Annotated in this window: 12 protein-coding genes and 1 pseudogene; 6 read left to right on the top strand and 7 right to left on the bottom strand. The window is 62.0% G+C overall.

Features of this window, described 5'->3' with window-relative positions; genetic code table 11:
- Nucleotides 1–63: 63 nt before the first annotated feature.
- Nucleotides 64–1,713 (top strand): thiamine pyrophosphate-dependent enzyme, encoded by a 1,650-nt coding sequence (locus tag J7I92_RS22295; RefSeq protein ID WP_251040326.1) that lies wholly within the window; start codon nucleotides 64–66, stop codon nucleotides 1,711–1,713.
- A gap of 28 nt (nucleotides 1,714–1,741) precedes the next feature.
- Complete coding sequence (locus J7I92_RS22300; RefSeq protein WP_214844043.1) at nucleotides 1,742–3,115, top strand: NAD-dependent succinate-semialdehyde dehydrogenase; 1,374 nt, start codon at nucleotides 1,742–1,744, stop codon at nucleotides 3,113–3,115.
- 1,161 nt (nucleotides 3,116–4,276) lie between these two features.
- Here J7I92_RS22300 and J7I92_RS24270 read toward each other — a convergent pair.
- Entirely contained in the window at nucleotides 4,277–4,408 is a 132-nt protein-coding gene (locus J7I92_RS24270; RefSeq protein ID WP_285290148.1) for a hypothetical protein, read from the bottom strand.
- Nucleotides 4,409–4,722: 314 nt separating this feature from the next.
- Here J7I92_RS24270 and J7I92_RS22305 point away from each other — a divergent pair, with 314 nt between their 5' ends.
- Nucleotides 4,723–5,220: a class I SAM-dependent methyltransferase gene (locus tag J7I92_RS22305; RefSeq protein WP_214844044.1), complete on the top strand. Its 498-nt coding sequence runs from the start codon at nucleotides 4,723–4,725 to the stop codon at nucleotides 5,218–5,220.
- A gap of 412 nt (nucleotides 5,221–5,632) precedes the next feature.
- Here the strand turns inward: J7I92_RS22305 and J7I92_RS22310 are convergent, their stop codons facing one another.
- The 5 genes from J7I92_RS22310 to J7I92_RS22330 all read right to left on the bottom strand — a co-directional run bounded on the left by J7I92_RS22310 (nucleotide 5,633) and on the right by J7I92_RS22330 (nucleotide 11,197).
- Complete coding sequence (locus tag J7I92_RS22310; protein WP_214844045.1) at nucleotides 5,633–7,123, bottom strand: amino acid permease; 1,491 nt, start codon at nucleotides 7,121–7,123, stop codon at nucleotides 5,633–5,635.
- Nucleotides 7,124–7,130: 7 nt separating this feature from the next.
- A complete protein-coding gene (locus J7I92_RS22315) occupies nucleotides 7,131–8,546 on the bottom strand; it encodes a PLP-dependent aminotransferase family protein (protein ID WP_251040327.1) in 1,416 nt (471 codons plus the stop codon).
- 805 nt (nucleotides 8,547–9,351) lie between these two features.
- Nucleotides 9,352–9,591 (bottom strand): hypothetical protein, encoded by a 240-nt coding sequence (locus tag J7I92_RS22320; protein ID WP_214844046.1) that lies wholly within the window; start codon nucleotides 9,589–9,591, stop codon nucleotides 9,352–9,354.
- Nucleotides 9,592–9,673: 82 nt separating this feature from the next.
- Nucleotides 9,674–9,970, bottom strand: a complete 297-nt coding sequence (locus J7I92_RS22325) for a DUF4193 domain-containing protein (RefSeq protein WP_214844091.1) — start codon at nucleotides 9,968–9,970, stop codon at nucleotides 9,674–9,676.
- 174 nt (nucleotides 9,971–10,144) lie between these two features.
- Nucleotides 10,145–11,197 carry an epimerase gene (locus tag J7I92_RS22330; RefSeq protein WP_214844047.1) on the bottom strand — a complete coding sequence of 351 codons (1,053 nt, stop codon included), beginning with the start codon at nucleotides 11,195–11,197 and terminating at the stop codon, nucleotides 10,145–10,147.
- A 178-nt stretch (nucleotides 11,198–11,375) separates the two neighbouring features.
- On the opposite strand from J7I92_RS22330, the pseudogene J7I92_RS22335 reads away from it, so the two are divergent.
- Nucleotides 11,376–11,777 (top strand): annotated as a pseudogene (locus J7I92_RS22335) (carbohydrate ABC transporter permease); the annotation flags it as partial.
- Nucleotides 11,778–11,865: 88 nt separating this feature from the next.
- Complete coding sequence (locus J7I92_RS22340) at nucleotides 11,866–12,045, top strand: hypothetical protein (protein ID WP_251040336.1); 180 nt, start codon at nucleotides 11,866–11,868, stop codon at nucleotides 12,043–12,045.
- Between the two features lie 402 nt (nucleotides 12,046–12,447).
- Here the strand turns inward: J7I92_RS22340 and J7I92_RS22345 are convergent, their stop codons facing one another.
- A complete protein-coding gene (locus J7I92_RS22345) occupies nucleotides 12,448–13,770 on the bottom strand; it encodes an alpha-amylase family glycosyl hydrolase (protein ID WP_214844048.1) in 1,323 nt (440 codons plus the stop codon).
- Between the two features lie 382 nt (nucleotides 13,771–14,152).
- On the opposite strand from J7I92_RS22345, the gene J7I92_RS22350 reads away from it, so the two are divergent.
- Nucleotides 14,153–14,404 carry a transposase gene (locus tag J7I92_RS22350; protein ID WP_214844049.1) on the top strand — a complete coding sequence of 84 codons (252 nt, stop codon included), beginning with the start codon at nucleotides 14,153–14,155 and terminating at the stop codon, nucleotides 14,402–14,404.
- The last annotated feature ends 85 nt before the right edge of the window (nucleotides 14,405–14,489 follow it).

Here is a 14,489-nt window from a genome sequence, read left to right on the forward strand (position 1 = left end):
CTCGGCCAGCACCAGATCACACCCCCGATGGCAGGGCCCAACACAAGTTTTAGGAGCACCACCTTGAAGAAGAAAACGCACGCCGGCCAGGCGATTGTCGAGTCTTTGGCCCTGCACGGCGTCAGCCGCGTCTTCGCCGTCCCGGGCGAAAGCTACCTGGCCGTCCTCGACGGACTCCACGGAGCAGAGATCGGGACCATCGTCTGCCGCCAGGAAGGCGGCGCCGCCTACATGGCTGAAGCCCACGGCAAGTTCACCGGCGAGCCCGGTGTTGCCATGGTGACCCGCGGACCCGGTGCAGCCAACGCTTACGTTGCTATCCACGCGGCATGGCAGGACGCCACTCCGATGGTCCTGTTCGTCGGCCTGATCCCGGTCACCGACCGCCAGCGCGAATCCTTCCAGGAGTTCGACCCCAACGCCTGGTTCGGCACCCAGGCCAAGCGCGTATTTGTGCTGGATGAAGCCTCCCGTGCATCCGAAGTTGTGGCCGAAGCATTCTTCGCCGCCAAGTCGGGCCGCCCGGGCCCGGTCATCGTCGGCCTGCCGGAAGACGTCATCACCCACGAGTTCACCGGCGAACTCCACCCAGTAATCACCGTTGCCGAAGGCGCAGTCTCCCCCAAGGAACAGGAACTGGTCACAGCGGCCCTTACCACCGCCAAGAAGCCCGCCATCTTCGTGGGTGGCCAGCGCTGGACCGCCGAAGCCGCTGCTGCCGTAACCGCGTTCGCTGAAGCGAACGGTATTCCGGTGGTCCAGGACTGGCGCGCGTCAGACCGCATACCCTTCAACTCCGAGGTTTACGCCGGTGCTCTGGGCTACGGCCGCACTCAAGACACGGCACGGATCTTCGCCGAAGCCGACGTACTGCTGGCCATTGGCGCCCTCCCCACGGACGTACCCACGGACGGCTACACCCTGCGCCAGTCCAAGGATGCCACCAACATCCTCGTGAACATTGACACTTCCCTACGCGGACGCACCGGCGCGGTTACCGCGCACATCGTTGCCAGCCCGGTCGCCTTCGCCGACGCCATCAAGGACATCCAATTGGGCAAGTCCGCAGAGTGGGACGCCTGGCGTGCCGCCGGACGCGCCGCTCAGGCCGCATTCAGTGCGCTGCCGGACCTGGTTACGCTCCCCCTCACCCGCGAAGGAACCGGCCACATGAGCGCCGTTGTTTCCGAGCTGGTCCAGCGCCTGCCCGAGGACGCCGTCTACAGCTTCGGCGCCGGAAACCACTGTGCCTGGGCCCAGCGGTACCTGCCCACCAATGTGTTCCCGTCCCAGCTGAGCATGCGCAACGGCTCCATGGGCTACAGCGTCCCGGCAGCCGTTGCGGCCTCCCTGGAGAGCCCGGAACGACTGGCGGTCGCCATCGCAGGCGACGGTGAGTTCCTGATGAACGGCCAGGAGTTTGCCACAGCAGTCCAGCACGGGGCTGCAATGCTCGTCATCGTGATGGACAACGGCCAATACGGCACCATTCGTGACCACCAGGAACACCACTTCCCGGGCAGGGTCAGCGGCACCCAGCTGAAGAATCCCGACTTCGCCGCCTTCGCCCGCGCCTTCGGGGGCCATGGCGAAACCGTCACCAGCGACGACGACGCACCTATTGCCGTCGAACGCGCGCTTAAGGCCGTACAGAACCAGCGCATCCCAGCCATCATTCACGTCATCACCGACCCGCAGATCGCCCTCCCCTGAGCGATCAGGACCTTAGAAGGAGAACAGCATGAGCCTCTATGCAGTCACCAACCCGGCAACCGGTGAATCCGTCAAGGAATACGCCACAGCCACTGACGCAGAAATCCAATCCGCAGTAGCCAGCGCCCACTCAGCCTTCAAGGAGTGGAACAAATCGACGCTGACCGAGCGCGTAAAACTTCTGGGACGTGTCGCCGAGCTTTACGCCGAGCGCCGTAATGAGCTTGCCGCTATCGTCACCCGGGAAATGGGCAAGCCCATCTTCCAAGCGCAACTTGAAGTGGACACCGTCGCCTCAATCTATCGTTACTACGCCGACAACGGCCCCTCCTATCTGGAAGATGAGGAGCTTGAGGTTGCAGCCGGCGGCAGGGCGATCGTCCGCAAGGAAGGTCTGGGTGTGCTCCTGGGCATCATGCCTTGGAACTTTCCGTATTACCAGGTGGCGCGCTTCGCCGCTCCCAACCTGATGAACGGCAACACGATCCTGCTCAAGCACGCCCCGCAGTGCCCGGAGTCTGCCCTGGCCATGGAACAGATCTTCCTGGACGCCGGCGCTCCCAAAGGTGCCTACGTCAACGTCTTCGCTACCAACGAACAAATCGCTGACATCATTGCCGATCCCCGTGTACAGGGCGTTTCACTCACGGGGTCCGAGCGGGCAGGATCCGCCGTTGCCGAAATTGCCGGCCGCAACCTCAAGAAGGTCGTGCTGGAACTCGGCGGCTCAGACCCTTTCCTGGTGCTTGACTCCGCTGACGTCGACCAAGCGGCAACACACGCCCTGTTCGGCCGCTTCGGCAACACCGGCCAAGCCTGCAATGCTGCCAAGCGCATCATCATCGCGGACGCCGTCTACGACCAATTCGTCGAGAAGTTCCTCACCGCCGTTTCCTCTGTCAAGGTAGGCGACCCCACTGAGGCTGACACGTTCATGGGCCCGTTGTCCTCTGCCGCTGCGCGGGACGGCATCGCTGCACAGGTGGACGACGCTGTCGCCAAGGGGGCTACCGTGCTCACCGGCGGCAACCGATTGGAACAGCCCGGCGCGTGGTTCCAGCCGACGGTCCTTGCAGGCGTCACCGAGGACATGCGTGCCTTCTCCGAGGAGCTCTTCGGCCCGGTTGCTGTCCTGTACCGCGTGGCGTCCGAAGATGAGGCTGTAGAACTGGCCAATAATTCCGTATACGGCCTCGGTGCCGTCATCCAGTCCACTAACGGCGCCAAGGCGCAAGAGATCGCGGAGCGACTGGACACCGGCATGGTCTACATCAACGAAGCCCCCGGCACCGCAGCCGAACTGCCTTTTGGGGGCATCAAACGCTCTGGCGTCGGCCGCGAACTTGGCAAATACGGCATGGACGAATTCGTCAACCGAAAGCTGATCCGCACCGGCAAGTAGGTGCGGATTTTCGTCACACAGAAACCCAGTGGGCTATGGACTCCGTGGCCCACTGGCGTCTCGTCTCCCCCGCCCTTGGAACAATTACTTGGAAAAAAGAACATGAAAAAGCGCCTCAATCGTCATGTGGTCCCCCACGCCAACGCCCCGGCCACGGAAAGCAAAACCGGCACCGATGTGCAACCCAGACGGGGAACCCGCCACGACACTGACACGGCCACCCCGCCACATGCACACAAATTTCGGTCCTACGACCTCAGCCATCTATCCATCGGCGATCTGGTTGAGGCGAGACAAGGTCAAAGGGTTCACCACCGGGGCCTCGTGGACGAAGCCCTTCCCGCCCTTGGACTGTTCTGGATTCAAGACACGATCACAAGTACCAGGCGACTTGTCGACTTCGACTCATACGAGATCTTCGTCGGACGCTGACTGCGGCCGGCGGACCGCATAGACATAGAAGACTGGCGCGGGCGCGATGATCCGACCGCGCCGCTGTCCAGGTTCATTGCCCAGGGGCGTTGGTTGCGTGAATGTGATGACTCGCTGTCATTTTCGGAACTCGTCTGCACGGAACGTCCGAATCCGTCTGTACTCCAACCACTACCGGACTACTCGTTGTAAGGCGAACGTGCTGGATGATTTCCTGCGCGGTGATTGTCGTCCGCCTTGGGACACCTACGTTCCTCAGGCTATCTGCCCCCCACAGCGCGAAAGGCACGACCGCACCATTGCCGGCAGTTCTGCACCTCGGGAGTGCTGGGCCTTGCTACGGGACAAAGCTCATGAAAAATAATCATCATCCTGATCGTTTGTGATGGCGCACCAGATCGCCAGTGCGGCCGTTTCTAGGTTCTGAACAGGAGTAGCAGCGTTCCCGGCAGGAGGCCCGGTACCTGCTGGAAACAGGCGACGTTTCCCTTCTTCACCTCTGGATTCTCTACTGGGGCCAGGGCGGAAATGCCGGGGAGATGGAACTTGGCCCGTTCAGTCATGGGATTCCTCTCCTGGATGATGTGGAGGCAACTGTCCTGGAGGGCCATAGAGGCGCTGTCGTCTCCGTAACCGGTGAAGGAACAGGGTAGTACCGCGTGTTGGGCGTTGAGTGTGCTGCTTCTACATTTGGCCATTACCGGCGGAGATCACGCGCACGATTTTGAGCTACTGCACGGTCTGATCGCCGGCCTGGCCCAGCGTCAGGGACAGGGGCCCCGCACCGAAGCACTGGAGACCGGCGTGTCGGTCCTCATCGACGATGTCTTCACGGATTCCCGCTTCGAGCAGTACTGTCAAGTCCTTGCGCTTCGGGTTGCCGCAGCGTGCTCGCCGTTCCGTTGAAACTCGGTTCCATTCCGAGGCAAACCCGGAGAACACCATCCAGAACGGCGCAGAGTCCCGCCTTCCCTGGAGGTGGGCGTGTTGGCGGAAAGCCCTGTTCCTTGAAGCCACACCCATTTTCCGGAGGTTGATGTGCACCGAACCAGCAATGAAGACATCACGGAAGCCTTCAACAAGAACGCCCGCCTCTATGACCGGTGGATGGTCTTCTTAGAGCGCTATATCGCCGATGGCGCCCGGGCTCGGGCTGTGTCGTGTCGATGGCCCACGTGGCAGAAATCGAAATCGGGGTGAGTTCGGGGATGAACCTCCCGCCGTACGGCCCGGGGGTGGAGCATGTGACCGAGTTTGACCTCTCCGAGAAGATGCTCGCCATCACCCGCAGGCGCGTAGCGGAAAAGGGAATCGACCGCGTCGAGTTACATCACGGCGGCGCGCGGACGTTTGACCTACCGTCAGAAAGCGCCGACATCTTCCTTTCCACCTTCACTTTTTGCACCGTCCCCGGTCTGCTGGCCGCCAGCCGTGAGGCCTGCCGGGTACTCCGCCCGGGAGGGGTATTCGTTCTGGCCGAACACGGGCGCTCCACGCGCACCCGGGGTCGCGCCGTCATGTGTGCGATCGAACCACTGAGCATCCGCGTCAGCGCCGATCACATCGCCCGCGATCCTGTACCGTACCTGATGAGCGCGGGCTTCACCATTACCGAAGATACTTGCCCACAAGCACGCCACCTATGGAGACCACTGAGGGTGGACCAGTTGTGACTGTCTACCCAGGGTGCACCACCCGTCGGATTAGGGCCATCAACGACCATCTCCGGGGGCGCTTACGCTGAGGTCCACGGCGACAAAACAGCGTCCGCCGCGGTCACGTCCTGAAACGGGCCGTGTCCTGGTTCGCCGTCCCAGGCATGACCGCCGAGCGGGTTCTTTTCAACCACCACAGAGACCACATCGCAATCGGAGGGCGTACTCCCATCAGTCGCGGCAAACGTCCCTGGGCACAAATTTTTCGGCCGCAGGCCTTTTGGCGCAGTTGGGAAGACCCTTCTGCTTCAACGGCGCGCAATACCGCTCAACCGAACACCACGCGAAGTTTGCTTCTCCAAACCCCTGGTATGAAAAGAGCGGTGACGCCAGCTAACACCGCAGACTCCGCTTTTACTGCATTCCAACTTTAGGCAGAAACAGAGCTTTGATCACTGTCGACCTGGGCCTGGGTTTGGCCCTCGACTCGAATCCGGCGCCGTTTGCTGAATTCGTAGCCCACCGTGATCGACCCGAGCAGAAGGAGGGTGCCAGTCAGGCTTATCCACCAGGTGCTGCTGGTCCCTGGCAGGACCATGGTGAGGAATACAACCGCCAGGATCACCAGTGAGAACCATGACGTGTACGGAGCGCCCGGCATCTTGAAACTCACGGCGGGCAGCAGGCCGGCTTTGACCTTCTGCCGGAAGCGGAGTTGGCAGGCGAAAAGCGAGGACCAGAGCAGCAAGATGCACACGGCACAGGCCCCAAGTGCCGTCTCGAACACGGCGCCGCCGCCGAAGACGTACGTCATCACCACGCCGACGAGGTAAAACCCGCCGATGGCGCTGAGGCTTCCGATCGGCACGCCGCCCTTTGTCATCTTCATGGTGAACTTCGGCGCTTCACCATTCGACGCGAGCGTCCGCAGAGCCCGCACCGAGGCATAAAGCGTTGCATTGATCCCTGAGACAGACGCCGTCAGCACCACGAAGTTCATCACGGAGGGCAGCCAAGGGACGTTCAGGCCCGCAAGTGCAGTCACGAACGGTGACTCAGCACCGCTGTAAAGGTTGGTCGGCAGGAGCATGCTGAGCACCAGCACGGAGCCTAGATAGAAGACCACGATCCGGAATACGATGCTGCGGATGGCCTTAGGCATCACTTCGCGGGCATTCTTTGCCTCACCCGCCGCTACCGCAGCAATCTCAATGCCGGAATAGGAGAACACCACGCCCTGGCTGACCAGCACCACAGCAAGGAGGCCCTGGGTAAAGAACCCGTCAGAGAAGAGGTTCTGCGCGCCCGCTTGGGTCTGAAGACCCATAGGTTCACCGAAGAAGATGATGACGAGTCCCGCGGCGAGGAAGAGTACGATCGCGATGATTTTGATGGCACTGGCGCCGACTTCGATGAAGCCGAACACCCTCGCGGAGAAGAGGTTGGAGCCTACGATCATGAGCCAGGCAAGCAGGGCGGGTATCCAGCCGTCCAGCTGCGGCCACCAGTACTGCACGTAGATGGCTACGGCGGTGACTTCGACGACGCCCAGAAGGCCGCCCAGGCTGACCATGATCCATCCGGTCCCGTGAGCCACGCGATGGCCGAAGAACTCCCTGGCATAGGACACGAAGGACCCGGTGCTGGGGCGGTGCATCACCAGTTCGCCGATCGCCCGCATGAGCAGATAAGCAATAACGCCGGTGGCGGCGTAGGCAAGAAGCAGTGCGGGCCCGGCGGCCTGGAGGCGCGAGCCCAGGCCAAGGAACAGTCCCGTTCCGATCGCGCCGCCAAGGGAAATCATCTGGATCTGGAAATTGGACATGGTTTTGCGGTAGCCCTCATCGCCGGATTCGACGTAAGCAGCGGGCTGATTCCCTGGCGTCATGGCGGCATCGGCACGAGTTTCGGTTGATGACATGGGTTCTCTAACCGATCGCAGGCAGTGTTGAGGCATTGCCGAGGCCTGCCTTGGAGGCCGCGTCGCGGAAAACTTCGCCCAGGATGCCGGCGCCTTTGCGGATATCGGCCAAAGACGGCAGGCAGAAGGACATCCGCAATTCGCTGTGCCCGCTCCCATCGGTGTAGAAAGCCGTACCAGGCACGTACACGACACCGCGTTCGATGCACTCGTAGACCAAGGCTTCGGTGTCAATCCCTTCCGGGACCTTTATCCAAAGGTAGAAGCCGCCGGTAGGCCGGTTCCAAGTGGTCCCGGTGGGCATGACCTCTTCGAGGGTTTCAACCAAGGCGTTGAACTTTTCGTGGTAGATCCCTCGGTACTCGACCAACTTGTCCTGCCAGGCTGGGTCGTCGAGGTATGCGCTGATCAGCTGCTGGGAAAAGACTGAGGGGTTCAGCTGCGAGGTCTCGCTGGCGTTGACCAGGTGTCCGTAGAGCGATTCCGGCGGAAGGACCCAACCTACGCGCAGGCCTGGAGCGATCATCTTGGAAAAGGAGCCGAAGTACAGCGTGATCTCCTCGAAGCCAGGCTGGATGGCCGGCATGGTCTCGCCGTCGAAGCCAAGAAGGCCGTAAGGGTTATCTTCGAAAATCAGTAGGCCGTTGTCGCGGCACAGCTCGCCAACCTGCAAACGGCGTTCCGCAGAAAGGTTTACACCTCCCGGGTTCTGGAAGTTGGGAATAGTGTACAGGCCTTTGGCTGTCTTGCCGGCAGCGCGGACCTCGCTGACAAGCCGCTCGAGTTCATTCGGAATGATCCCGTCGGCGTCCATCGGCACGTGCACGATTTCGGCTTCATAGCTAGTGAACACGGCCATGCCGCCCGCATAGGACGGTGCCTCAGCGAAGATCACGTCGCCGGGGTTAACCAGGACGCGAGCGGCGACATCGAGCGCCTGCTGGCTTCCCGCCGTCACAAGGACGCGCTCCGGGCTCGCCGTGATGCCCTCAAGCTTCATAAGTTCGGCAATGTGGGCACGCAGTTCGGGAATGCCGTTGCTGGATCCGTACTGAAACGAGCGCTCACCGCTGTCGAGCAGGATCCGGTGGGCATCCAAGGCGATGCGGTCAAATGGCAGAGCTCCGAGATAAGGCGCTCCATTGGCAAAGGAAATCATGTCGGGCCGCTGCGCCGCCCTGAACACCTTGCGAACCTCCGAAGGACGGGCAGCGAGAGTTCGGTGCGCGAGCACCTGAGGCTGAGCGCCGGCTGGTGCATGCGTTGGTGCAACATCTGCGGAAGACTCCACTGAAACGGACATGCTTTTCCCTTCGGATTTGAACATCCTCCTATTGTCCGAGCAGCAGTGCATGCTGTCTAAGACCAAATGTTTGGGCATTGCATGCTTCAAAGGCATGAACCATCGTGCTTCTATTCGCATGATCCCTGCTGGACTTCTGCACAGCACAGCGCGTCTTGATAGTCGCTTCCTCCATTGAGAGAGTCTTACGCGTTCCGCTTAGATCAGTTCATCGGCTCCGTTGGCCAACCAAACACAAGGAGAGAATTGTGACTTCAAAGACGAATCTCGTGAAAGGCTCTGCTTGGGACGATGTCCAAGTTGGAGACGTCGTGCAGCTTAGCGACAGGGGGCGGACAGAGTATGCCGGCGAAGTGGACGCGCGGACATTGGATGGGGACATCATTTGGGTCCATAACCCTGTCGGCGGCCGCCGCCTGTTCCATATCCTAGACGGCTACAATCTACGGCTGGCGGCGTCATGACCGACCCGTGTTCTGAGGACTGCCACTACTGCTTAGGACCGGAAACTGACTAGGGGCTAAGTCTGCTTAGGACATGCGTACTACCGGATCAGAACGGGTGGCGCTCCGTCACATTAACTCTGCGGCTGCCGCTTGGTATTCCTGCGCCTGACCCTTCAGTTTTATGCACCTCAACATTCGGATCCAGGACGATGGCAGGCTGTGGCACCGGTGCCCATTAGTGCGGCACGGCCTTTCCGCCAGGCCTTAGAAGCGACGCCTTGTTCTACTCCGCACGTCGCCGTCAACGTGCACATACTTCGGACTAGATTATGACCCTTCCGATTTTCCACGACCCATTTCAGGGATTCCTCCCGCAAGTCGATGAGGCGCTACATGGGGATCTACCCTGCGAAGGTTTGACTGCAGGTGATCTCGTCAAGGGCCCCGCAACTCGGCGATGTCCTCGAATAGCTGGTCTATCAGTACAGCCGACGCCTCCCGGAGCGCGCCCGCCAGGAGCTTTGCCTGGAACAGGCTTTTGTCACGCTGCTCCGGGTGACTGACTCCATCCACTCCAGGTCATCGACCTCCAGAAGGTTCCGCTCGTCATCGCTCAGATCCTCCGGGCGCCGCTCGTACCCCAGTTGCTCCAGACTGAGGCCGCTCAACCCTCCGCCGACGTGCAGCATATACTCGACATAGTTCTCGTCTCGGGTCATGGCCCTGATGCTACAGCTCGGCTCCAACAACCACCGTCAGGCCAGCGGCCGCAGGTCTGGTCTACGAACAAGCTGGACTGATTCAGCCCTCACACTCAATGCAGTGACCGTCTTTCTCCCTTGCCACTTGGGAACGGTGGCGGACCAGGAAGCAGGAATAGCAGGTGAACTCGTCGTCACCTTGCGGAACGACCTGGACGATCAGTTCCTCGGCCACAAATTCTCCGCCGGGGATTCCGACACTGTCCATGTCATCCGCTTCGTCCAGCTCGCGCACGACACTGCGCGCATCGGGTGCGCTTGCTGACTTGAGCGCCTCCAGAGAATCGTTCTGCGATTCCTTCACTTCTGTCCGGAGCTCGTCGTAGTCAGTTGCCACTGAGGTATACATCTCTTTCTTAGCAGGAGTTGTCGTCCGACCTGCAACGTATACCATGCCGACATAATTCCTCAGCCGCAAGCCTTCCTAAAACGAGGCCAACCAGGTCTGCTTCATCGCCCGCAGCGTCAACTTCCCGGTGCTATACGAACCAACCACCACGACGGACGCAGCCTAACGCTGTTGCCCTCGCCAAAGTGCCACGAGCCTGCGTTCGGTTTCGCGGCCCAGGCCGGCCTTGCGCTCCCTGTCCAAGCCACGCTGGCGCTCATCCTCCAGGGTTGCCAGAAGCGTTTCCTGCCACGGGCGCAGGGACAAGCCGCGTTCCCTCGCAGCCCGGTTTGACCGCGTCGAATGTCCCTCGTAGTCCGGTGGCAGCCACAGGGGAAGCGAGTCGGGCCCGGCCCAATATTGAACGCCTTGGGCATGAAGCCACTCAGGGTCAGCCCATACGGGCTCCTCCTGCATAGCCGCCTCAGTCTGCACACCCCTGTCAGCCTGCGCACCCCGGTCAGCTGTCGCCCGGGCCACTCGTTGCGACTCGGCAAGGTACTCACCGAACGGCACAACGTCCCCCAGCGCATTGTAGGCGCCCGTCAGTCCGGCTTCGGCCGCTTGGATGATCCAGGCGGCAAGATCCCGGACATCGATGATCTGGGTCGCGTCGGCGGGTATGTCCGGCACCAGGACCGGATCCGTGGTGGCCGCAGCAAAGCGGGCAGGCCAGTATCCGTAGCGGTCCGAACCGTCTCCCGGACCTCCGATGAGCCCTGCCCGGACAATGTGGGCCTTGTCGCCCACCTGGCCAAGGGTCAGTTGCTCGATTGCCGATTTCGATTCACCATAGGTCTCCGGAGTGCCCGCTTCACCCTCGGGCAAGGGCTCAAGGAGTGCGGCGCCCTCATCGGCGCCGGGAACCGAATGGTCCGCGTATACGGAGCAACTCGAGACGAACGTCCAATGCGCGGCACCGACCCCCAGTACTCCCAACGCGTCCCGCGCCTGCACAGGATCCCGTGACACCTCAACTACAGAGTCCCAGCCGCCGTCGAGTTCCGCGTAGGCCCCGGCACCCAAGGCGCGGTCGGCACGGACCCAGGCAACGCCGTCGGGTGGGTTCGCGGACGTGCCGCGCGCAAGACAGGTGACATTGTGCCCGGAGGCAACCGCCTGCCGTGCGATTTCTGCTGACAGGAAGGCAGTACCGCCGAGGACCAGGATGCGCATACGGCCACGCTACGGCGCTTGGGTTGATAGTGGACAGAGTGTTCCGCGCCCGGCGAACACGGGCCGACCACGGAGAAATTATGTTCAGCCGCCTCCGTTCTGACCCTTCGATCGGTAGTGCCACAGCTCAACGCAACGAATAGCTCGTCTTGCGCGCCCAGCCCGCGTCCGCCCACTTGTGGCCCACAAGTGGACTGTAGCTGTTCACGACCAGCCACGGTTAGGCCAGCAACAACGCCTGTCACCAACAACGGGCCGATTGTGGGCAGTATCTGACCAGCTACAAGCCACGACCAGCCCGCTTCGACCCAGTGGCGCTATTTCACTGCGTTTACGGCCGATCCCCACAGAACTCCATGAGGCAGCATCGATCGACGGCGTCGGCCCATTCCGGCGGTTCGTTTCCATTTCCCTTCCGCTGGTCAGGGAAATGAGCAGCCTCATGATGATCGTCACGGTCTCAGGGGCCTTCCAGGTGTTCAACGAAGTCATGGTGATGACGACCGGCGGTCCGAACAATTCCAGCCAGGTCCTGGGTACCTGGCTCTACCGAAGCGGTTTTGTCCGCAACGACTTCGGCTACGCGGCCGCCATTGCCACCGCCGTATTCATCATCACGCTGGTGCTCGCAGTGCTTCAGCTCCGGTTACCAAGCGCAGGAGAGTCGAATGCTAACCCGCACGTCCGTACTCATCGTTCTTGGCAGGGTTTTCGCCCGGACGGTGTTCATCAGTGCCTGGGCGGCCTATGGACTAACGAAGGTCAACATCCCCTTCAGCCGTACCGTGCTGATCCTTATCCTGGGCGGACTGATGCTGGCGCCCACCGTGGCCTCATTCCGCTGGTGAAGATGTTCCAGGCGATGGGCCTCCACAACAGCTTTTGGGCGCTGCTGATTCTGTACACGGCGTTCCGTGTTCCGTGTACGCCGGCCAGCGGTACTTCATCCGCGGCCTGGCCGACACCGTCGGGAAGTAGCCGTCCCCACCCCTGGCACCCACTTACTGGATCACCCTTGCGAAGTCCCGTAAGCCTGGTTGAGGCGCCCACAGATTGACCCTCTGGTGCCGGGATTGTATGCGAGGCCTACGCTGTTGGGCGGGAATCAGCCACGGACACCTCCTGATCTTAGAACAGAAGCCCCCGCTGCTGTCCCGCAAGCCGTGACTTGAGAGACGGCTCCATTAGACCGGGACCCCGCGCACCGCATAAAGGAACCATCAGCGCTGGTACCGGCAATGCACCGAGGGTCAGCCCAGCACGGCCCATGACCGTGCAGCCAGGACAGCATGCCCGCTGCTCCCGTCAGGGGTTGCGCGTCCTGCCAGCACCTGCGCGCTCGCTGTACGGACGAATTGGGGCTCGGATGAGAGGTTCAATGCAACGATGAGCTGTTCGGGACCACCGGCCGAGGCGCGGTACACCAACACCTCGTTGGACAGCTGCAGCACCTCGGTCCGTGCCCGATGCAGCCACGCATGGCGGCGGCGCAGGCCGATCAGTTCCTGGTGCAGTTCGAAGACCGGTCGCCCCACGGGTGACAGATCGCCGGGCGAAGCCGGAAAGAGCGGCCTGACGTCGTCGTCGCCCCCTGCCCTGTCCTCCTTGATGCCGCGATAGGCCTGCTCGTCGCCGTAGTAGATCGACGGGGTTCCGCCGACCGTGAGCAGGACCACGACGGCGTGCGCGAGCAGCCCTGGATCCTCCAGCTTGCTCGCAATCCGCGTGACGTCGTGATTGCCGATGAAGGTGAGCGGCACGAAAGACCCGAGCAGGGCGTTGTGCCGCTCCAGTGCGGCAGCGAGTTCGAAGAAGTTGCCGTCATTAAGTGAACTCCACACGGCCTTCCACAGCTCGTACTGGGTCGCAGAATCGAGCCTGCCTTTGCGTACCTCGGACGCGTAGTCGCCGTGAATGTACTCGCCCACGAAGTAGGTACTGGGGTGGGTTGAACGGACGCGTGCCGTCACGCCGGCCCAGAACGGCGACGGGACAGCGTAGGCGGCGTCGAGGCGCCAGCCGTCGGCCCCGCGACGCAGCCAGTGCTTCATGACGTCCACGACGAAATCCTCAACGGCAGGCTCCTCGTGGTTCAGCGCCACGAGGTGGTGGTGGCCCTCGAAGTCCCGGTACCCGGGCTCGACTCCGGCCGTGGCTCCTTCGGGCCACTGCAGCGAGAACCACGGGGCGGTAGCTGCACCAGGGCCCTGTCCGAGGACTTGCTGGAAGGGCGGAAAGGATCGGCCGGTGTGGTTGAAGACGCCATCGAGCAGGATCCGCAGCCCGCGGCCGTGCGCCTCCGCGACCAGGCTGTCGAAATCCTCGAGGGTCCCGAGCCGTGGATCGATCCGGAAGTAGTCCGTGGTGTCGTAGCCGTGCGTCTCCGACGCGAAGATGGGACCGAGCGCCAGCCCCGACGCTCCGAGCTCCACTGCGTAGTCCAGCCATGGCACCAGGTCCAGCAACCGGTGCGCAGCGGCGGGGTCCGCCGTCGCTGTCTTCTCGGCTCCGACGAAGCCCAGCGGATACACGTGCCACCAGATGGCGTGCTGGACCCAGTCGGGTTCGCTCATGAGTGGGGGCCCTTTCCGTAGGTCGGTGCCAGCCTGCGAAAGGGCCGGAGTGCCGGCCCGGGCAGGGCCGGCGTCCTGCCTAGCCTACGTCGACGAGAAGGTGCTCGCCGGATGCGAGCTACTGGACGTCGACCGGTTCGAGGTCCGCCGCCCTTGCGCCGCTGCCTAACCCCGCGTGCTGGCTGCGCACAGACCCCGGATCTACTCCCTTTACACGGAGTCATGTGGATTTTCATTATTTGCGATCTCTTCGACCCAGTCGATGATCTCATCTGGATAGAACAGGCCTGGGTGAGCTTCATCCTCGCCCGCCTCTTCCACCGCTACCGGGCCTCCCGCAGCGGCGACCGCAGTCGCCACCCTCTCAGGCACGGCGGATCGGTTGTCCGAGTTTCCGTCTGTTTATGCTGCCTGCAAGGCGCTGGCGCCGAAGCTCGGAGTCGGTCCTGAATCGCTGCGCCGCTGGGTTGTCCAGGCCCAGTTCGATGCCGGTGAGAAGACCGGTCCGAGTAGTGACGAGTTGGAGGAAATCAAGCGGCTTCGGGCTGAGGTGCGGGATTTGAAGGAGTCCAACGAGATCCTGAAGCAGGCGTCGATTTTCTTCGCGAGGGAGCTCGACCCTCGCCGCCGCTGATCTGTCGATTCATCGACGAAATGCGGGCTGAAGGTTATGCGGTCGAGTCGATCTGCGCTGTCCTGCGGGAGCAGGGCGTCCAGGT

The organism is Arthrobacter sp. ISL-72 (genome assembly GCF_018613755.1).
GTDB lineage: Bacteria > Actinomycetota > Actinomycetes > Actinomycetales > Micrococcaceae > Arthrobacter.

What these genes read in the sequence shown, in the direction of transcription:
- J7I92_RS22300 (WP_214844043.1), top strand. Translation starts at nt 1,742, where the DNA reads ATGAGCCTCTATGCAGTCACCAACCCGGCAACCGGTGAATCCGTCAAG.
- J7I92_RS22310 (WP_214844045.1), bottom strand. Translation starts at nt 7,123, where the DNA reads ATGTCATCAACCGAAACTCGTGCCGATGCCGCCATGACGCCAGGGAAT.
- J7I92_RS22315 (WP_251040327.1), bottom strand. Translation starts at nt 8,546, where the DNA reads ATGCGAATAGAAGCACGATGGTTCATGCCTTTGAAGCATGCAATGCCC.
- J7I92_RS22320 (WP_214844046.1), bottom strand. Translation starts at nt 9,591, where the DNA reads ATGACCCGAGACGAGAACTATGTCGAGTATATGCTGCACGTCGGCGGA.
- J7I92_RS22330 (WP_214844047.1), bottom strand. Translation starts at nt 11,197, where the DNA reads ATGCGCATCCTGGTCCTCGGCGGTACTGCCTTCCTGTCAGCAGAAATC.
- J7I92_RS22340 (WP_251040336.1), top strand. Translation starts at nt 11,866, where the DNA reads ATGCTAACCCGCACGTCCGTACTCATCGTTCTTGGCAGGGTTTTCGCC.
- J7I92_RS22345 (WP_214844048.1), bottom strand. Translation starts at nt 13,770, where the DNA reads ATGAGCGAACCCGACTGGGTCCAGCACGCCATCTGGTGGCACGTGTAT.